14 protein-coding genes are annotated in these 18,988 nt (G+C 76.3%); 6 read left to right on the forward strand and 8 right to left on the reverse strand.

The window, feature by feature from the left end:
* Nucleotides 1-40 precede the first annotated feature (40 nt).
* A complete protein-coding gene (locus FB00_RS17400; RefSeq protein WP_082141455.1) occupies nt 41-1,420 on the reverse strand; it encodes an alpha-D-ribose 1-methylphosphonate 5-triphosphate diphosphatase in 1,380 nt (459 codons plus the stop codon).
* 151 nt (nt 1,421-1,571) lie between these two features.
* Between FB00_RS17400 and FB00_RS17405 the strand changes: the two genes are divergently transcribed.
* The 4 genes from FB00_RS17405 to FB00_RS17420 are packed head-to-tail and all read left to right on the forward strand — an operon-like array spanning nt 1,572 to nt 6,077.
* A complete protein-coding gene (locus FB00_RS17405; RefSeq protein WP_047234182.1) occupies nt 1,572-2,552 on the forward strand; it encodes a phosphate/phosphite/phosphonate ABC transporter substrate-binding protein in 981 nt (326 codons plus the stop codon).
* Nucleotides 2,553-2,554: 2 nt separating this feature from the next.
* Complete coding sequence (phnC, locus tag FB00_RS17410; RefSeq protein ID WP_231581921.1) at nt 2,555-3,418, forward strand: phosphonate ABC transporter ATP-binding protein; 864 nt, start codon at nt 2,555-2,557, stop codon at nt 3,416-3,418.
* Nucleotides 3,415-5,046, forward strand: coding sequence for a phosphonate ABC transporter, permease protein PhnE (gene phnE, locus FB00_RS17415; RefSeq protein WP_082141456.1), 1,632 nt, complete (start codon nt 3,415-3,417; stop codon nt 5,044-5,046). Before phnC ends, phnE begins: the two co-directional genes overlap by 4 nt.
* Nucleotides 5,022-6,077 (forward strand): zinc-binding dehydrogenase, encoded by a 1,056-nt coding sequence (locus FB00_RS17420; RefSeq protein WP_047234183.1) that lies wholly within the window; start codon nt 5,022-5,024, stop codon nt 6,075-6,077. The genes phnE and FB00_RS17420 overlap by 25 nt, the downstream gene beginning before the upstream one ends.
* Nucleotides 6,078-6,085: 8 nt before the next feature.
* Here the strand turns inward: FB00_RS17420 and FB00_RS22160 are convergent, their stop codons facing one another.
* Nucleotides 6,086-6,793, reverse strand: a complete 708-nt coding sequence (locus FB00_RS22160; RefSeq protein WP_047234184.1) for a GntR family transcriptional regulator — start codon at nt 6,791-6,793, stop codon at nt 6,086-6,088.
* Nucleotides 6,794-6,856: 63 nt separating this feature from the next.
* Between FB00_RS22160 and FB00_RS17430 the strand changes: the two genes are divergently transcribed.
* The gene (locus FB00_RS17430) at nt 6,857-8,002 is read left to right on the forward strand and encodes a TIGR03364 family FAD-dependent oxidoreductase (RefSeq protein ID WP_047234185.1); all 1,146 of its coding nucleotides are present in this window, start codon (nt 6,857-6,859) and stop codon (nt 8,000-8,002) included.
* Between the two features lie 56 nt (nt 8,003-8,058).
* Complete coding sequence (locus FB00_RS17435) at nt 8,059-8,763, forward strand: phosphonatase-like hydrolase (protein ID WP_047234186.1); 705 nt, start codon at nt 8,059-8,061, stop codon at nt 8,761-8,763.
* 69 nt (nt 8,764-8,832) lie between these two features.
* On the opposite strand, the gene FB00_RS17440 is transcribed toward FB00_RS17435, so the two are convergent.
* The 6 genes from FB00_RS17440 to FB00_RS17465 form a co-directional block, all read right to left on the reverse strand.
* Nucleotides 8,833-10,521 carry a hypothetical protein gene (locus tag FB00_RS17440; protein WP_047234187.1) on the reverse strand — a complete coding sequence of 563 codons (1,689 nt, stop codon included), beginning with the start codon at nt 10,519-10,521 and terminating at the stop codon, nt 8,833-8,835.
* 90 nt (nt 10,522-10,611) lie between these two features.
* On the reverse strand, nt 10,612-11,760 hold the full coding sequence (locus FB00_RS17445) for a Gfo/Idh/MocA family protein (RefSeq protein WP_047234188.1): 1,149 nt from the start codon (nt 11,758-11,760) through the stop codon (nt 10,612-10,614).
* The gene (locus FB00_RS17450) at nt 11,757-12,491 is read right to left on the reverse strand and encodes a ThuA domain-containing protein (RefSeq protein ID WP_047234189.1); all 735 of its coding nucleotides are present in this window, start codon (nt 12,489-12,491) and stop codon (nt 11,757-11,759) included. Before FB00_RS17450 ends, FB00_RS17445 begins: the two co-directional genes overlap by 4 nt.
* Before the next feature lie 103 nt (nt 12,492-12,594).
* The gene (locus tag FB00_RS17455) at nt 12,595-13,608 is read right to left on the reverse strand and encodes an aldose 1-epimerase family protein (protein ID WP_047234190.1); all 1,014 of its coding nucleotides are present in this window, start codon (nt 13,606-13,608) and stop codon (nt 12,595-12,597) included.
* A gap of 112 nt (nt 13,609-13,720) precedes the next feature.
* On the reverse strand, nt 13,721-17,962 hold the full coding sequence (locus FB00_RS17460) for a discoidin domain-containing protein (protein WP_082141458.1): 4,242 nt from the start codon (nt 17,960-17,962) through the stop codon (nt 13,721-13,723).
* Nucleotides 17,963-18,017: 55 nt separating this feature from the next.
* The gene (locus FB00_RS17465) at nt 18,018-18,983 is read right to left on the reverse strand and encodes an NAD-dependent epimerase/dehydratase family protein (protein WP_047234191.1); all 966 of its coding nucleotides are present in this window, start codon (nt 18,981-18,983) and stop codon (nt 18,018-18,020) included.
* Nucleotides 18,984-18,988 lie beyond the last annotated feature (5 nt).

The following is an 18,988-nucleotide window of genomic DNA, read 5'->3' on the forward strand; positions in this document are numbered from 1 at the left end:
ACGCGTACCTCGAGGCGAACAAGGACATGCCGTCGCTGCACTACGCGAAGTTCGGCGGCGAGGACCTGCCGGGCTTCCCGGAGGCGTGGACGGACCGCTGACCGGACCGCTGACCGGTCGTCCGCCGACCGGTCGCTGACGGAGCGGCGTCGGGTCCTGGGGAACCGGGGCCCGACGCCGCGCGCAGCGTCGCCGCGACCGACGACCAGCCACCGCGCGACCGGACCAGGACGAGGTCGGCCCGCGCCCCGGGGACGAGCGCACCGCGGTCGGTGAGGCCAGCCGCGCGCGCGGGGCCGGAGGTGACGAGCGCCACCGCCGCCGGCAGCGTCGCCAATCCTTCGCGCACGAGCACGTCGACGGCGGCGAGCATCGCGGACGGCACGTAGTCGGACGCGAGCGCGTCGACCAGCCCGAGCGCGACGAGCTCGCGCGCCGAGACGTTCGCCGCGTGCGACCCGCCGCGCACCGCGTTCGGGGCTCCGGCGACCACCACGAGCCCGGCGGCCCGCGCCGCGCGCGCCGCCTCGACCGTCGTCGGGAACTCCGCGACCGCGCCGCCCCGCGCGACGAGGGCCTCGACGTCGGACGTCGTCTCCGGGTCGTGCCCGGCGAGCCGCACCCGCCCGGCCCGGGCGAGACCACCGAGCCAGTCCAGCGTCGCCGCCCCGACGTCGGCGCGCGCCTCGCGGTCCGTGCGCCACCGCGCCACGTGGTCGTGCGCGGCGCCCGCCGACATGCCCGCGCGCTCGACGAGCCACCGCTCCATCGTCGCCGGCCGCGCGTACTGCCCGATGCCGGGGGTGTGGTCCTCGTGCGAGACGAGCGGCACCCCGCCCGGCCCGTCGCGCTCCGTCCCGGACGCCGCCTCGTCGAGGACCGCGCGCAGCTCGGCCACCGCGGCCGGGCAGCGCACGTCGAGGCGGTGCAGCGCGCGCGCGCCGTCGGCGTGGGCCGCGTCGTCCGCGAGCGCCGCGAGCATCTCGCGCGGCTCCGGCTCGCCCGCGGGCAGCCCGACGGGCGTCCGCTCCCCGTAGGCGACCCCGTGGAAGGCGGTGAGGACGCCCCCGGCGGCGAGCCGCGCGATCGCGGTGCGCACCGCGAGCGGGAGGGGCAACCGGGCGCCCGGCCGGGGGCGCACCTCGTGGCCGAGGACGTCGGTGTGCACGTCGACGAGGCCGGGCAGGAGCAGGGCGCCGCCGCCGTGGAGGTCGGGGCGCGCACCGCGCGGGGCGGGGCCGACCTCGACGACGCGGCCGGAGCGCACGACGACGCGCGCGTCGTCGACGACGGCGTCCGGGAGGACGGCGGTCACGCCGCCGAGGACGTAGTCGGCCGGGGCGTCGACGAGGTCGCGGGGACCGTGCCCCGGGTTCCGGGCGGGGAGCACCCTGCCGGAGACGGTGGTGGTCGGGGACATGGGCGCATGTTGTCCGGACGACCTGGCGAGACGGTGAACGACAGTTCACCGGCGGTTCACCCGTGCAGGGCCGTCGGTTCGTCCGCGCCTCCCAGACTCCAGTCGGCGCCGGCCCCGGTGCCGCCTCGGACGTCACACCCCCGGAGTCGACATGAAGACCACCACCACCTCCTTCGCCGCCGTGGCCCTGGCGGGCGTCGCGGCGCTCGCCCTGTCCGCGTGCGGGGGATCGAGCGAGGCCGCCGACGCGTCCGCGACCGGCACCACCGAGAGCGGCTTCCCGAAGGTCCTGCGCCTCGGCGCCATCCCGGCGGAGAACTCGACCGACCTCGCCGCCGGGTACGAGCCGATCATCGCGATGCTGGAGGCGGAGACGGGCGCGACGGTCGAGGTGAGCCAGGCGTCGGACTACGCGGGCGTCATCGAGGGCCTCATCGCGGACAAGGTCGACCTCGCGTTCCTCGGCTCGTTCGCGTACGTCATCGCGACGCACAACGACGCGGCGATCACGCCGCTCGGCGCGGTGATCGAGGAGAAGGGCGCCGAGCCCGGCTACTACTCGCTCGGCATCACGCAGGGCGACAACGCCGAGATCGACGGGCTCGAGGACTTCGCCGGCCGCAGCGTGTGCTTCGTCGACCCGGGCTCCACGTCCGGGTTCCTCTACCCGAGCTCGGGCCTCATCGACGCGGGCGTCATCACGTCCGGCACCGAGAAGGACCTCGCCGCGGGCGTGCAGCCGGTGTTCGCGGGCGGGCACGACGCGTCGGCGCTCGCCGTCGCCGCGGGCGACTGCGAGGCGGGCTTCGCGATGCAGTCGATGGTGGAGGACACGCTGCCCGCCGCGGGCGACCTCGCGGAGGGCGACCTCAAGGAGGTCTGGCGCTCTCCCAAGATCTCGGGCTCGCTGTTCGTCGGCAACGACGCGCTCGGCGCGGAGAACATCGCCACGCTCACGACCCTCCTCACGGAGAAGGCCAACTCGGAGTACCTGCTCTCGCGGGGCTTCTGCGACGGCGAGTGCCTGCTGACGGACGAGGACGCGTGGGGCTTCGCGCCCGCGGAGGACGCGGACTACGACGGCACGCGCGAGGTCTGCACGCTCACGAAGTCGGACAAGTGCGAGGGCTGACCGTGCCCGCCGCGCCGGTGGCGGCGGAGCCGCTGGTCCGGGTGCGTGGTCTGGTCAAGGAGTTCGACGGGACCACGGCCCTGGCGGGCGTCGACCTCGACGTCGCGCGCGGCGAGCTGCTCGTCCTGCTGGGCCTGTCGGGCTCCGGCAAGTCGACGCTCCTGCGCTGCCTCAACGGGCTCCAGCGTCCGACCGCGGGCGAGGTGACGGTCGCGGGCACGCGGATGGAGCACGCGTCGTCGCGCGAGCTGCGCCGGCTGCGCACCGAGGTGGGCTTCGTGTTCCAGCAGTTCAACCTCGTCGGCCGCCTCACGTGCCTGGAGAACGTCCTCGTGGGCGGGCTCGGCCGCGTGCGCGGCCCGCGGTACGGCGTCTCGACGTACTCGCGCCGCATGCGCGCCGAGGCGCTCGCCCACATCGAGCGCGTCGGCCTCGCCGACCAGGCGTACCAGCGCGCGGACACGCTCTCGGGCGGGCAGCAGCAGCGCGTCGCGATCGCGCGCACGCTCATGCAGCGTCCCCTGCTCGTGCTCGCGGACGAGCCGGTCGCGTCCCTCGACCCGGAGAACGCGGGCGCGGTCATGGACCTGTTCGTGCGAGTCTGCGCCGAGGAGGGCCTGACGGTCGTGTGCACGCTGCACCAGGTCGACCTCGCGCTCGGCTGGGCGGACCGCCTCGTGGGGCTGCGCCACGGGGAGAAGGTCCTCGACCGTCCCGCCGCGGGCCTCACGCGGGACGAGGCACTGGCCATCTACCGGCGCGTCGAGCCGGGCACCGGCACGAGCGAGGCCGCGGCCGGGTCCGGCACGGCCGCCGACCTCGCCGGCGGCGTCGCGCAGCGCTCCCGAGCGCGGGTGCCGGCGTGAGTGCGCCGGCCCCGGAGGCGACGCGCGCGACCCGGGAGGCGCCCGCCCCGACGACCGCCGCCCCGCGCCTTCCCGCGCGCCCGCGCACCACGCACCGCCAGCTCGTGCTGCGCGGGCTGGCCGGGGGCGCGGTGGTCGCGACGCTCGTCGCGGCGTCGTCCATCGGGCTCGACCTGCCCACGCTGGTCGCGGGCGGCGAGGACGTCGCGAACCTCGTCGAGCGCATGCTGCCGCCGCGCGTCGACGACCCCGCCCGGATCGCCACGCTCGCCCTGGACACGGTCCTCATGGCGTTCCTCGGCACGGTGCTCGCCACGGTCCTGTCGGTGCCGCTCGCGTTCCTCGCCGCCCGCACGACGACGCCGCACCCCGCCGTCGCGACCGTCGCGCGCGCGGTCATCACGTTCTGCCGTGCCGTGCCCGACCTCGTCTTCGCCGTGCTGTTCGTCCGGGCTCTCGGGCTCGGCGTCCTGCCCGGGGTCCTCGCGCTCGCGCTGCACTCCGTGGGGATGCTCGGCAAGCTCTTCGCGGACGCGATCGAGGACGCCGACCCGGGGCCGCGGGAGGCCGTGCGCAGCGTGGGCGTCGGGAGGCTGCGCGAGCTGCTGAACGGCGTCGTGCCGCAGGTGGTGCCGGCGTGGGTGTCGGCGTTCGTCTACCGCGTCGACATCAACCTGCGGACGTCGGTGGTGCTCGGGTTCGTCGGCGCGGGCGGGATCGGGTTCGCCCTCCAGGACGCCCTGCGCGGCCTGGTGTACCCCAAGGCGCTCGGGATCGTCGCCGTCATCCTGGTGCTGATCGCCGTCATGGAGCTGCTGGCGGTCGCGGTCCGGCGGACGCTGCTCGCGCCGCGGAGGCCGCGGTTCCGCCGCGACCGCGCGGTGCGGTGGGTCTCGGGAGGCGCCGCGGCGGCGCTCGTCGTCGTCGCGTTCGTCCGCCTCGGCATCGACCCGCTCGAGATCGTCACGTCGGTCCCGAGCCTGCTCGAGGTCGCCGGCCGCACCTTCCCGCCCGACCTCACCTCGCTCGGTCCCGCGCTGTGGGAGGCGATGCTCCAGACGCTCGCGATCGGGCTCGTCGCCACGGGGATCGGGGTCGTGCTGTCCCTCCCGCTGGGCCTGCTCGCCGCGCGCACCGTGGCCCCGCACCCCACCGTCTACGCGGCCGCCCGCACGACCATCCTCGTCGTCCGGGCGATCCCCGAGCTCATCCTCGCCGTCGTCTTCGTCGCCGCCGTGGGCCTCGGCCCCGTCGCCGGGGCGATGGCCCTCGGCATCGGCTCGATCGGGTTCCTCGGCAAGCTCGTCGCCGACGCGGTCGAGGAGATCCCGCCCGGCGCCGCGGAGGCCGTCCGCTCGGTCGGCGGCGGCTGGTGGAAGGTCCTCTTCTCCGCCGTCCTGCCGCAGGGGATGCCGTCGATCGTCGGCTCGGGCCTGTACCTGCTCGACGTCAACATCCGCACCTCGACGATCCTCGGGATCGTCGGCGCGGGCGGCGTCGGGTTCCTCCTCTTCGAGGCGGTCCGCACCCTCCACTTCGAGGTGGCCGGCGGGATCGTCCTCCTCGTGTTCCTCGTCGTCCTCGTCATCGAGAGGCTCTCCGGATGGATCCGCGCACAGCTGACCTGACCACCGTCGCGCTCTGGGAGGGAGGTGCCGCCGTGCGGCTCGCCGAGGTCCCCCTGCCCGAGCTCAAGCCGGGCGAGGTCCTCGTCCGGGTCCGGCTCGCGACCGTGTGCGGCAGCGACCGCCACACCGTGACCGGACGACGGCGCTCCCCCGCCCCCTCCGTCCTCGGCCACGAGGCCGTGGGCGAGGTCGTGGCCATCGGGCCCGACGGCGCGCGTGCCGTGGACGGGCACCGGCTCACCCCTGGCGACCGCGTGGTCCCCGGCGTCGCCGTCGCGTGCGGCGCGTGCGACCGCTGCCTCGCCGGACGGACCGCGAAGTGCCGCGCCGTCCGCAAGGTCGGGCACGAGTCCTTCGAGTCCGAGTGGGCGCTGAGCGGCACGTACGCCCGCCACCTCGTGCTGCCCGCCGGGGCGACCCTCGCCCGGGTGCCCGACCGGCTGCCCGACGAGCTCGCGGCGCCCGCGGCGTGCGCGACCGCGACCGTGACAGCGGTCGTCGAGGCCGCCGGCCCGCTCGGCGGCCGTCGGGTGCTCGTGAGCGGCGCCGGGATGCTCGGCATCACGGCCGTCGCCGCCGCGCGCGACGCCGGGGCGGCCGAGGTCGTCGTGACCGACCCCGACCCCGCGCGGCGCGGGCTCGCGCTCCGGTTCGGCGCGACCTCCGCGCGCGCCGTCGACGAGCCCGTCGGCCTCGTCGACGTCGCGATCGAGCTCTCCGGGGCGAGCCCCGCCGTCGCGCGCTGCCTCGACGTGCTCGACGTCGGCGGCCGGCTCGTGCTCGCGGGGTCGGTGGCGCCCGCGCCCGCGGTCGCGCTCGACCCGGAGCGCGTCGTGCGGGGCTGGCTCACGGTCACCGGCGTCCACAACTACGAGCCGCGGCACCTGGGCGCGGCGCTCGACCTGCTCGACCGCACGCGCGACGCCGTCCCGTGGCGCGAGCTCGTGTCGGCCCCCGTCCCGCTCGACGCCCTGGGCGACGTGCTCGCCGGGCCCCCCGGCACGGCGCCCCGCGTCGCGGTGCGCCCGTGACGGACGGGTCAGGCCTCACCGAGCTCCAGCACGACGCGGACCGCGTCGGCGCGCACCCACCGCTCCGTGGACAGCAGCGGGCGTCCGCCGACGCCGTCGCGCGCGAGGCTCGCGATGAGCCACGCCGGGTCGCCGGGGCGGCAGCCGAGACCCGCGCTCGCGTCGTCGGGAGCCGACTCCATGCTCGCCCGGGTCCAGGCGCGCTCCGGCACCGCGCGTGCGGACTGGCGCAAGATCGTGTCGAGCGACTCCTCGTGCCGCAGCGCCGCCGGCAGCTCGGGCACGAGCGCGGCGGCCAGCCACTCGACGCCCCACGCCGCGGGCATGCCGTCGATGAACGACCGGCGCACGAGGCGGAAGCCCGCCGTGCCGGGCGCGGTCTCCAGGGCCGCCGCCACGTCGTCGGGCAGCGGCACCTCGTCGCACGCGAGCACGACGGCGCGCGGCTCCGCGCCCACGGCCCGCAGCGTCCGGCTCCACGACGGCGCGCGGCCCGGGGCCACCAGGTAGTCGACCCGGCGCCGGGTGAACGTGCCCTGGCCCTGGATGCGGCTCACGAGCATGCGGCGCTCGAGCTCGGCGAGCGCCGCGCGCGCCGCCGCCCGCCCGACGCCGAACCGCTGCCCCACCTCCGCCTCGGACGCCACGCGCGTCCCGGGCGGGAGCCGCGCGAGCTCCTCGGCGAGCACGCGCACGATCTCGGTCGACCTCGTCACGGGCGGACCGTACCGCCCGCAGGTGGACCCCCGGTGAACTCGACCCCCGACGGAAGGACCCCCATGCTCCGCTCCACCCCCGCCCACGTCGTCGTCGTGGGGGCCGGCGTCGTCGGCCTCGGCGCCGCCGCCGAGGCGCACCGGCGCGGGCACCGCGTGACCGTCGTCGAGCAGGCGTCCGCGGTCGTCGGCTCGTCGGTGCAGAACTTCGGCCACGTCTGCACGACGGCGCAGGCCGGTCGGGCGCGTACGTACGCGCTCGCCGCCCGCGAGCGCTGGCTCGCGCTCGGAGCCGCGGCCGGGTTCGCCGTCGCCCCGACGGGCACGCACGTCGTCGCCCGGACGGCGCCCGAGCTGCGCCTGCTCGGCGAGCTCGCGGACGAGCGCGGTGCGGACGAGGTGCGCCTGCTCGGGGCGGACGAGGCCCGGGCCGCGGTCCCCGTCCGGGCGGCGGACGTCGTCGGCGCGGCGCACCTGCCGCTCGACCTCCAGGTGGACCCGCGCGCGGCCGCGCCGGCGCTCGCGGCCTGGCTGGCGTCGCAGGGCGTGACGTTCCGGTGGCGCACGGCCGTCCGCGCCGTGCGCACCGGGCGGGTCGAGACGACGCGCGGGCCGCTCGACGCGGACGTGGTCGTCGTGGCGACGCACCACGACCTCGACCGCCTCCTGCCCGACGTCGCCGCGTCCGTGGGACTGCGTCGCTGCCGGCTCCACATGCTCCGGGTCCGGCCCGGGTCGCCGCCCGGGTCGCCGCTCGGGCTCCGCACCCCGCTGCTCACCGGCTGGTCGACCGTGCGCTACGCGGCGCTCGCCGCGTGCCCCTCCGCGCCGGACGTCGCCGCGGAGCTCGCGGCGGCCGACCCGGAGGCGGCCCGGTGGGACGTCAACCTCATGGCGACGCCGCAGGCCGACGGGACGCTCCTCCTCGGCGACACGCACGCGCGCGGCGACGACGCGCCCGTCTTCCAGGACGAGGAGGGCTTCGAGGTGCTGCTGCGCCTCGCCCGCGACCTGTTCGGCCGCGACGACCTCGCCGTCGTCGAACGCTGGCAGGGCACGTACGCCTCGGCGCCCGACCGCGAGCTCCTCCTGGCCGAGCCCGAGCCCGGCGTCCACGTCGCGACGGTGACGACCGGCATCGGCATGACGACGGGCCTGGGGCTCGCCGCCGACGCGCTGGACCGCGCGGGGCTCCCCGACCTCTCCTGACGGCGCGCGCCCTCCGCCGCCCCTTGAACCGCACCACCCCACCGGAAGGACACCCCGTGATCGCTCTCGCAGCCTTCGACATCGCCGGCACGACCGTGGAGGAGGGAGGAGCCGTCTACCGCGCGCTGCACGACGCGGTGCGCCGGCACGGCAGCGCCGCCGACGTCGACGACGTCGCGCGCTGGATGGGCGCCGACAAGCGCACCGCCATCCGAGCGCTGCTCGCGCTCGGCGGCGACCCGACCGCCGTCGAGGAGACCTTCGTCGACTTCGAGCAGATCCTGCGCGAGGCGTACGACGCGACGCCGCCCGTCGCGATGCCCGGCGTGCTCGACACGTTCGCCGCCCTGCGCGCACAGGACGTGCGGCTCGCCCTCACCACCGGCTTCTCCGCCGACGTCACCGGGCTCCTGCTCGACCGCCTCGGGTGGCGGACGGGCGTCGTCGACGCCGTCGTCACCACCGACGACGTCCCCGCCGGCCGTCCCGCGCCGTACATGGTCCACCGGGCGATGGAGCGCACGGGCGTCACCGACGTCGCGCAGGTCCTCACCGTGGGCGACACCGTGCTCGACCTGCGCGCCGGGACCCAGGCGGGGGCGCGCGTCGTCGTCGGCGTGCTCAGCGGCGGCGTCCCGCGCGCGGTCCTCGAGGCGGCGCCGCACACCCACGTCGTCGACAGCGTGGCCGATCTCCCGGCCGTGGTTAGCGAGGTCGAGGCCTCCGACGTCGGGGCGCGCGAGGTCGAGCCCGCGCGCTGAACGTCACGCGCTGCGGGCCGGCACCGTGCCGGTGCCGGCCCGCAGCGCGTGAGAGGGGTCAAAGCCGGGTCAGAGCCGCGCGAGGTCGAACGTCTCCCACGGCCCGACGGCGGTCCGGTTCGCGACGAGCGGCTGGGCGCCCGCACCGTCGGCGCACACGTAGCGGCCGTTGACCTCGGCGCGCAGCGCGACCGCACCGCCACCGAGGTCCTCGAGCCGGAACCGTTCCCACGCGCCCACGGCGGCACGGTTCGCGACGAGCGGCTGAGCGCCGGCGCCTTCCGCGCACACGTACTGCCCGTTCACCTCGGCGCGCAGCGCCACGACCCCGCCGCCCAGCTCCTCCAGCCGGAACCGTTCCCGCGCGCCGACCGTCGGTCCGCCCGCGACGAGCGTGCCGCCGTCGGTCTGGCGGGCCTGGACGTACTGCGCGTTCGCGCGGGCCCGGAGGGTGACGAGGCCGGTCACGGGGCCCGGCCCACCGCCGACGACGGGCGGCGTCGGGCGCACGGCCGTGAGCGCGATCTCGCCGCGGAGCAGGCGACCGCCGTCGTTCGTGAGGCGCAGGTAGTAGTCGGAGGAGCACGCCGTGCCGTCCTCGTCGAGGGCGCGCATGCCCGACCCGGCGGGCACGTCGGCCGCCGTCGCGGCCGTCTTCGCGATCTGGTTGCCCTCGTTGTACTCGTCGAACATCGAGATGTACGCGCTCGCGACGCCCGCCCGGGCGTGGTTGTAGAACTGGCGCCACATGAAGTCGCCGTGCGCGCGCTGGCCCTCCTGGAGGTCGCCGGGCAGGACGCACGGCTGGTAGTCGATGCCGAGGCGCACGCACTCCGCGAGGTCGGGCACCGTGGCGCGCTGGTAGAAGTCGTCCGCGCCCGCGACGTTCCCGATCCGGCCGACGAGCCACGGCGAGATCATGTCGAACGACCGGTACACGCCCCCGAACCCGGGTCGCGAGTCCCCGGTCCCCTCGCGCCACCACGTCGGCACGCCGCCCATGACGTAGCACCCCTGCGCCTTGAACCAGTCGACGACCTCCTGGCACTCCTGCGGCGTGAAGGGACGCTGGGCGTCGTCGAACCCGAAGCCCCAGATGCCGACGACGGGCTTGCCGTTCTGCCGCGCGTACGCGGGCGAGGCGACGTGGGCCGACATCTTCGTCGTCCAGTCCTGCGTGATCTGGTTCCGCATCGCGTACCAGTCGCTCACGTCGTACATGACGTAGAACTTGACGCCCGCGCGCTCGGCGGCCGTGCGGGTGCGGCTCGCCATGACGTCGCGCGTCGGGCCCTCCCCGCCGAACGGGTTGAAGCGCTGGAGCGCGGCCGTGTGGATGCCGTTCTCGGCCATCCACCGCAGGTGCGTGTCGACCGTCTGCTGGTCGTACGACGAGAAGAGGCGCGCGGGGCGGCCGTCGCCGAGCGCGGGGAACGCGGTCTGGTAGGTCGTCGTGTACTCGCGGACGTCGGGCCACGACTTGATGACGGTGTTGGTGGTCGACGGCGCCTGGTCGGCCTGGCGGGCCCAGTGCCACCACGCGTCGATGGGGGCGCCGTCGCCCCGGCACGCGAACCAGCCCTGGTAGCCGGCGGTGATCTTGCCGACGACGTCTCCGGGCGGGCTCACCGCGACGGCGGCGCCCGGGAGGGCGGCTGCGGCCGGGCCGGAGGCGGAGGCGGAGGCGGAGGTGCCGACGGCGGCGGTCGCCGCGGCGGCGGCCGTCAGGCCGAGGAAGGAACGTCGGGTGAAGCTCATGTGCTCAAGTCCGTTTCTCTGGGGGCGCCGGCGCGACGTCGTCGTCGCCGCCGGCACGGTCGGTCACGTCTCGTGCAGAGCGTCGGCGAGCTACCCCCTCTCGCCGGGGACGGTCGTGAGCGGGACGGCACGGGGGCGGTCGGCGGCAGCGCCGACCTCCGCGCGCGCACCCGTGCCCGCGGCGTCGAGCAACGACTCCATGACGTCGAGCACGTGGAGGGCGAGCCGACCGCTCGCGCGCGGCTCGACGCCGTCGGGCGTGGCGACGAGGTCCGCGAGGCCGTACCCGCGCCCGGCGCCGGGGAACCCCGCGCTCACGGGGAGCTCGTGCCATGCGTCGGCAGCGCCCTCGGCGACGCCCCGGAGCCGGACGACGCCGTCGAACCCGTTCGGGTCGGGCACCTGGAGCGACGCCAGCGTGCCGTGCACCTCGATCGGCGGCGCCTGGCTCGCGGGCGCGTCGAAGCTCATGACGAGGGTCGAGAGCGCGCCCGACGCGTGCGTGAGGACGCCCGTCACGTGCGTGTCCACGTCGACCGGGATCTCCTCGCCGACGCGCGGCCCGGAGCCGATCGCGCGCGTCGCCCGCGCCCGGCTCGACGCGCCGACCACGGACGTCACCGGGCCGAGCAGGTGCACGAGCGCCGTGACGTAGTACGGGCCCATGTCGAACAGCGGCCCGCCGCCCGGGAGGTAGTAGAAGTCGGGGTGCGGGTGCCACCGCTCGTGGCCCGCGGTGACCATCGTCGCCGTCGCCGCGACGGGCGTGCCGAGCAGGCCCTCGTCGACCGCGCGTCGCGCGGTCTGGATCCCCGTGCCCAGCACGGTGTCCGGCGCGCACCCGACGCGCACGCCCGCGGCGTCGGCCGCGGCGAGGACCCGCGAGGCGGCGGCCCGGTCCGCGGCGAGCGGCTTCTCGCCGTACACGTCCTTGCCGGCCGCGACCGCCGCGAGCGCCACCTCCTCGTGCGCGGCGGGCGTGGTGAGGTTGAGGACGACGTCGACCTCGGGGTCGCGCACGAGCGCGTCCACGGTGAGGGCCCGCACGCCGTGCTCGGCCGCGACGGCCGCCGCGCGACCCGGGTCGAGGTCGGCGACGGCGACGAGCCGCAGACCGTCGAGCCGGGGGAGCGTCTCGAGGTACTGGCCGCTGATCGCGCCGCAGCCCACGATCCCGACGCCCGCCGGACGACCGGTCGCGCCGACGGAGACCTCGAGCGTCCGCGCCTCGGCGGTCACAGCGCGTGCTCCCGCCGGCTCGCCCAGAGCATCCCTCGCTCGACCATCGTGCGGACGGTCGGGTGCTCGAGGTCCTCGGGCCGGTGCCCGACGGTGCACACGAACACCCGGCCCGCGCCCCACCGCCGCGTCCAGACGGCGGGCGAGGTCGACGCGTCGTGCCAGGGGTCCTCGGGCCGGGCCTCGACGGTCGTCGTCGCGAGGACGTCGTCGTAGTCGTCGGTGAGGACCCAGTACTGCTCGGTGGTGATCTCGAAGTCGTCGAGCCCGGCCACGACGGGGTGGTGGGACTGCTCCGGGACGACGCGCACCGCGTGCGTGACGAAGCTGTCCGTCTCGTCGCCGCACAGCGGCCCGAGCGGGGGGCCGGCGGTGCGGCGCGGGTGGTGGGCGAACTGCCCGCCGACGAGGTGCGCGTACTCGCTGCTCGCGCGGTAGGAGTCGACGATGCCGCCGTGCCAGCCCGCGAGGCCCGTGCCCGCTTCGACGGCGGCGACGAGACCGGCGACCTGCTCGGTGCTGATCTCGCTCATGGTCACGCTCTGCACCACGAGGTCGACCTGCGCCATGGTCCGCGCGTCGGCGTACACGGCGGGTGACGGCTCGACGCGCACGACGTAGCCCTGCGCGCTGAGGAAGGGGACGAACAGGTCGGTCGTCTCCTCGGGCCGGTGCCCGGACCAGCCGCCGCGGACGACGAGGGCGGTGGGCGGGGACGTGCGGTCGGTCATGCGACAGCCTCCTGGGCGGTCTCGCGCGGGGCGCGGGCAGTGGGGTCGGCGGACGGCTCGTGCTGGTTCACGGGGGGATCGCGGTGCGGTCCGGGCGAGAGGGTCAGACGCGCTCGACGTCGAACCGCACGGCGTAGGAGACGGCCTCGCCCGGTGCGAGGACGGGCAGGACGCCCGCCTCGCGCGCGGCGACGCGGCCGCCGATCGCGGGCGCGTTCATGGGCTCGAGCCCGAGGACGTTCTGCCCGGGGGCGAACATCTTCCACTGGTACAGCACGGGCAGGGTCGCGGTCGGGAACGAGACGGTCAGGCGCAGCCCCAGCTCGCGGTTCGTCACGACGGCGCGCCCGGTCCCGGGCACGAGGTCGTGCCGGTGGACCCGCTGGCGGTAGCCGTCGGCGGGCGCGGTGATCTCGCGCCAGCGGTCGCCGACGGCGTCCGGCCCGTCGGGCTCGACGTGCTGCGACGAGACGTCGAGCTCCGCGGCCTCGGAGACGAGCGGCCACCCGAGGTTCGCGTGGTAGAGCACGAGGTGCGGCTCGGGGCGCCACCCCTCGTTGGTCACGGTGTCCTCGACGGTGACCGACGTCGTCCCGAGACCCGCGCGGACCCGGCGCCGGAGCACGAGGTGCTCCTCGTGGAGCGACGCCTGGCGGACGACGCCCTCGACCACGATCTCGTCGCCCACGACGGCGGCGCGCTCCACGCTCGCCGGGACCGCGGTGAGCCGGCCGTGCTGCGGGAACCGTCGCCCGTCGTCCACCGTGGGCGACCCGACGTGGTCGAGGCCGCACGTGACGAGCAGCCCGCCGCCAAACGTCGTGCCGAAGTCGTCGCCCTGGTAGAGCCCGGGCGCGGCGAGCCCCGCGGGGGCCATCCACGCGAGCGGGACGCCGTGCACCGTGACCCGGCCGAGGTCGAGCGCGCGGTCGGGCAGCACGTCGAGCTCCAGCCCGCCGCCCGTCACGACGCGCACGCGGCGCGCCCCGCGGGCCGGGCCGTCGGCGTCGACGAGCTGCTCGACGCGCGCGACCTGGCCGAGCCAGCCGGCGCGCCGCCGGACCTCGCCGGGGTCCGCCCCGTGGATCGTCCCGGGTTCGTCGCCCGCTGCCGTCATGTCCTGCGTCCTCTCCTGCGGGCCTCCTGCGGGCCCGTCCGTGCGCGGCGGGGTCCGGGTCGCCCCGGACCCCGCCGTCGTGCCGGCCGCGCGGGTGCGCGGCCGGGATGTGTCAGCCGCAGCGCACGGCGTCGTACGGCGCCGTGAGGACGACGTCGCCGCCGTCCGCGGTGACGGTGACCTGCGCCGCGCCCGCCTCGACCGCCGTCGCCCGTGTCGCGAACGACTGGTAGGCGCTCTTCCCCGGGGCGACGTCGTCGACCGTGCGCTCCCCGAACGGCGTCGCGAGGCGCACCGTCACGGGGTCCTCGCCTCCGTTGCGGGCGCGGACCGCGACGTACGCGCGGCCCGCGAGGCACCGCCCGGTCGCCTCGACCTCGACGTCGGTCGTCGGCGCGACGACGAACACGGCGGTGAGCGACGTGTCGGCCGCGAGCGCGAACGCGTATCGCGCGTCGCGGGAGACCACGGCGCCGGAGGCGTCGCGCCAGCCGGCGAACGCCGACCCGTCGGCGGGCTCGGCGACCACGGCCACCGCGCTCCCGGTCTCGTACCGGCCCGGCTCCGCCTCGTTGCCCTCGACGCGCACGGTCCCGGCGGCACCCTCCGCGGCGTCCGCCGCGACGCCCAGCGCCGACGTCGCCATGTGGATGGCGAGGGGGTTGACGATCGTCACCGGGCCACGGCTCGTGGTGCCGTTGAACCGCATGAGGTTGACGACGCTCACCGTGCTCGACGCGTCCGCGTCGACGGTGTGCCCGCCCGGGCCGAGGTTGTCCGTCCCGAGGTTGAACGCCCGGACCGCGGCACCGTCGCTCGCGACGATGCCGTCGTGCGTGCCGTACGCGAACGTGTTGAGCACCGTGAGGTCCTGCGACCCGGTCGCCCGCACGAGGACCTCGCGCTCGCGCGCGACCGGGTCGATGACCTGGCCGAACAGGTCGGCCCCCTCGACCCAGCCCGGCAGCCCGTACGCGAGGCGCGTGATGACGTTGCCGTTGGACAGCACGTTCTCGACCGTGCCGCCCTCGTTGGCGCCGACGTGCACGCCCTCGGAGAGGAAGAGGCCGACCGCGCGCCGCACGAGGAACCCGTCCGCCGCGGCGGTGAGGTCGATCGCGTTCCACGCGTTCGTCAGTCCGACGTTCACCACGTAGTTCCCCGGCGCGTCGCCGCGCACGGCGAACGGGTAGGACCGGACGCCGTCCGGGCCGGCCGGGTTGTTCTCGGGGTGGAAGACGCGCAGCCCGCGCAGGCCTGCGTCCTCGCCCGCGAGGGTGACGAACGCCGTCTCGTCGACCGACGGGTCGGGCTCGCCCGGCGCCGCCGGAGCCACGCCGCCCTCGTACGCGAGGAGCACGGTGCCGCCGCTCAGCTCGAGCGAGTCGCGGTTCGCCACGCCCGCGGAGCCGCGCAGCTCCACGCCCGCGGGGACCGTGAGGTGCCCGCGCACGGTGTACCAGCCCGCGGGCAGGTACACGACGCCGCCGCCTGCGGCCGCGGTGTCGTCGAGCGCCGCCTGGATCGCCGCCGTCACGTCGACGTCGGAGATCCGGCCCGGCGTGCGGGGCACGTCGTACGGGGTCTTCGTGACGTCGACGAGCCGCTCGGCCGGACGCGGCGCGAGGACCGTCTCCGGCCGCGCGGGCACGCCGCCGTCCGGACCCTCGAGGACGTGGACCGTCCCCTCCAAGGCACCGCTCACGTCGGTGCCCGTGAGCTTGACGTAGCCGCCCGACGTGTTGCGGACCGCGGCCTCGGAGCCCTCGAGGGTGCCGCCCGCGAAGGCGGTGCCCCAGCGGTCGTCGGAGACCTCGACCTGGACGGCGACGTCCGTGCGGCGCACCTCGGTGTCGAGGAACGAGCCGGTGAAGCTCGCGCGCTGACCCTTGACGATGCGGATGCCGACCGCGTAGTCCGCGACCGTGATCCCGGAGAACTCGTCCCACTCCAGGTCGCCGAGCACCAGGCCCGTGCCGTGCTCGCGCGTCCACGCGTCGAGGACCGCACGCTCCGGCGCGTCGTACGCGGCGCCCGCACCGGCCCAGACGCCGTTGTCGAACGTCACGTCCTGCCACGTACCGACGTCCGCGCCGTTGTACGCGACGACGCCCTCGAGCAGCGCGGTCCCGACGACGTCGCGCACGTTCGCGATCTCGTGCACCTGCGAGCCCGGACCGCCCTCGCCGCGGTCGTGCGCCATCGTGGAGATCCCGATGCCGCGGTACGAGTTGAGCATCGTCACGTGCTCGACGCTGCTCATCATGTAGTTCTGCTCGCCCTGCCACGCGCGGCCCGGGAGCTCGACCGTGAAGCCGTAGGGCACGGGGTCCGCCGCGTCCTGGCCGGGGTAGTACGTGGTGACGCCGACGACGCCCGCGTTCCCGCCCACGCGGAACAGGCTCGGGCCGTCGTCGCCCGACGGCAGGTCCGCGACGACGACCGTCCCGTCGAGCGGGTCGGCGTCGGGCGAGATCGCGCGGTCGGGGTGGTCGCCGCGCAGCGTGCAGTGCGGGAGCACCTCGAGCGTGCCCGTGACGCGGTACGTGCCCGCGGGGAGCCACACCGTGCCGCCCGTCGCGTCCTGGCACGCGTACAGCGCCGCCTGGATCGCCGCGGTCGAGTCGGCCTCGCCCGTGGGGTCGGCGCCGAAGTCCGTGACCACCTGGTCCGCGACCACGACGTCCTCGGTCGGGAACACGGTCTCGACGAGGCGGGGCTCGACCGGGACGGCCGGAGCCCGACGCACCTCGAGGTCCGTCAGCGCGAACGCCGCGCGCTGCGTCGCCCGCTCGTCGAGCGCGAGGCGCACGTAGCGCGCGTCGACCGGCTCGAACCGGGTGCGCACCCCCGTCGCGTCGATCGCGCCGGCGCTCGCGACCTCGTCGTAGGTCGTGCCGTCCGTCGACACCTCCACGCGGTAGACGTGCGCGTAGTCCGGCGTCCAGCGCACGAGCACCTCGTCGATCTCGGTGACGGCGCCCAGGTCGACCTGGACCCACTCGGCGTCGCCGTCGCGCGCGGAGGTCCACGCGGTGCCGCGGTCCCCGTCCGTCGCCGCGGCGGCAGGGCCTCCCGAGCTCACCGTCACGGGCTTGCCGCGGGCGAGGTCGGTCGTGACCTGCGACCCGAGGAAGTCCTCGAGCGCGTCCTCCAGGGCCGTCGTCGCGGCGTCCACCGCGTCGCCGTTCGCGTCCGGGTCCTGCGCGACGGCGTCGGCCGCGTCGATCGCGGCGCGCAGCCCGGCGCGCGAGCCCGCCGGGTACTGGCCGTCGCGCTCGCCCTCGCGGGCGGCGGCGTACGTGACGTCGGCGCGCTCGACGAGGCGCCGCAGCGCGATCGCGGGGTCCACCTCGCGCGGGACGACGGTCACCGCGAGCGAGTCGATCCGCACGTCCTGCGGCGACCCTTCGACGGAGAGCCGGAAGTCGGAGCCGTTGGAGCGGTTGGTGAGGATCGCGTCGTCGAGCAGCCACGAGCGCGAGACCCACGTGCCGTCGGTGCCGAGCGCGAGGCGCGGCGACGGCTTGAACATGTGCGGGATCGTGTCGCCCGGCGAGTCGTACTGGAGGAACATGTCGCCGCCGCCCTGCTGCACGGTCGCGTCGACGAGCACGCGGTCGCGCGTGTCGAGCGCGTACGCGTCCGAGACGTTCGCGTAGACGAAGCTGGTGCCCTGCGCCCGGCCGGTCTGCCAGTACCCGCGCCCGTCCGCGGTCCCCGTGACGAGACCCGCCGTCGCGTCGCCCGCGCGCACGGCGATCCCGCGCTCGGCGACGGTCGGGCCGAGGTCCACGCTCGTGCCCTGCGCGACGACGCGCACGGACGCGACGGAGAGCTCGCCGTCGGTCGCGGCGAGCGACACCTCGGGGTCTCCGCCCGCTTCCGTCCCCGGTCCCAGCGCCCCGGCGGGGAGCGCGACGACGGTCGACGTCCAGCCGTCGCCGTCGGCGTCCGCCTCCGGCGCGCCCGCACCGAGCACCGAGCCGTCGGCCGCGGTCGCGACCATCTGCTCGCCCGCACGGTGGTCCACCACGAGGTACCCGGGCACGTCGGCGAGGCGCCCGACGTACGCGTCCGCGACGTCGAGCGCGATCCGCTCGGCGCCGGCCGCGGCGTCGGTGCGCCAGAACGCGCGACCACCCTCCTCGCCCGTCGCCTGCGCCCCGGTCGTCGGCGCGGTCGCGACCGCGATCCCGTGCGTGCGCGGGGTCGTCGACAGGTCGGCGCCCACCCCGACCGGGTAGCGGTCGACGTCGACCACCGGGCTCGCGACGGCGGGGGCCACGAGCCCCGTCACCGCCATGACGAGGGCCGCGCCGGTGGCGACGACCCGTCCTGCTCCAGCATGCATGCTCATCCTCAACACCCTTGTTCTCGGACTGACTGACGCGTGCGTGCTCAGGGGGTCAGGCGCTCACCCCCTCGGCCGGCGCCTCGCTCGTGGGGTCGAGCGCGTCGCCCGTGCGCCAGTCGTGGCGCGGGACGAACCCGAACAGCTCGCGCACCGCGGTCGTGTCGATGACGGACGCGAACCCGTCGAGGGGCCGCGTCACGCGGGAGCCCGGGTGGAAGCGCTCGAGGAGCTCGGCCGTCGGCACGTCGCTCGTCGTGTCGGGCGCGGCGACGTTGACGACGTGGTGGCCCGTGACGCCCGACTCGAGGATCGCGCGCACCACGTCCACCGCGTCGCGCGTGTCGAGCCACGTCCACAGCTCCTGCCGGATCGCGCCCGGGTCGCGGTGCGCGAGGTCGACCCACTCGCGCAGCCGGTCGCCCGACCCGACGAACGGCATGCGCAGCATCGTCGTCGGCAGGCCGTAGCGCCGCGTGACGTACTCCCCCACCTGCTCGGACAGGAGCTTCGACAGCGCGTACGCGTCCACCGCGACCGACTCCTGCGCCTCGTCGACCGGGACGTAGGCGGGCGAGAGGTGCCGGCCCGCCCACGGGTACCCGTACGCCGAGAACGACGACGCCGCGACGGCGACGCGCACGCCCGCCCGGCCCGCGCCGTCGAGCACGCAGAACGCGCCCTGCACGTTCTGGGCGACCGTCTCGTCGTCGGGCACCTGGCCCGGCGAGGCGATCGCCGCGAGGTGCACGACGCCGTCGACGGCGGGCGCGTCCGGACCCTGCCCCGCACGGAGCGCGGCGTCGACGAAGGTCGCGTCGCGCGTGTCGCCGACCAGGCTCGCGACGGCCGTCGGCGCGTCGAACGGCGCGCGGTCGGTGGCGACGACGCGGTACCCCGCGGCGGCGAGACGCGGGACGGCGACCCGCCCGATGACCCCGGCGGCCCCCGTGACGAGGAGCGTGGCCCCGGGCAGGAGGGCGGGCCCGGTGGGCGCGTCGGTGGACGTGGTGGAGTGCATGGCGT

The sequence above is a fragment of the Cellulosimicrobium funkei genome (assembly GCF_001019615.1).
GTDB classification, from domain to species: domain Bacteria; phylum Actinomycetota; class Actinomycetes; order Actinomycetales; family Cellulomonadaceae; genus Cellulosimicrobium; species Cellulosimicrobium cellulans_E.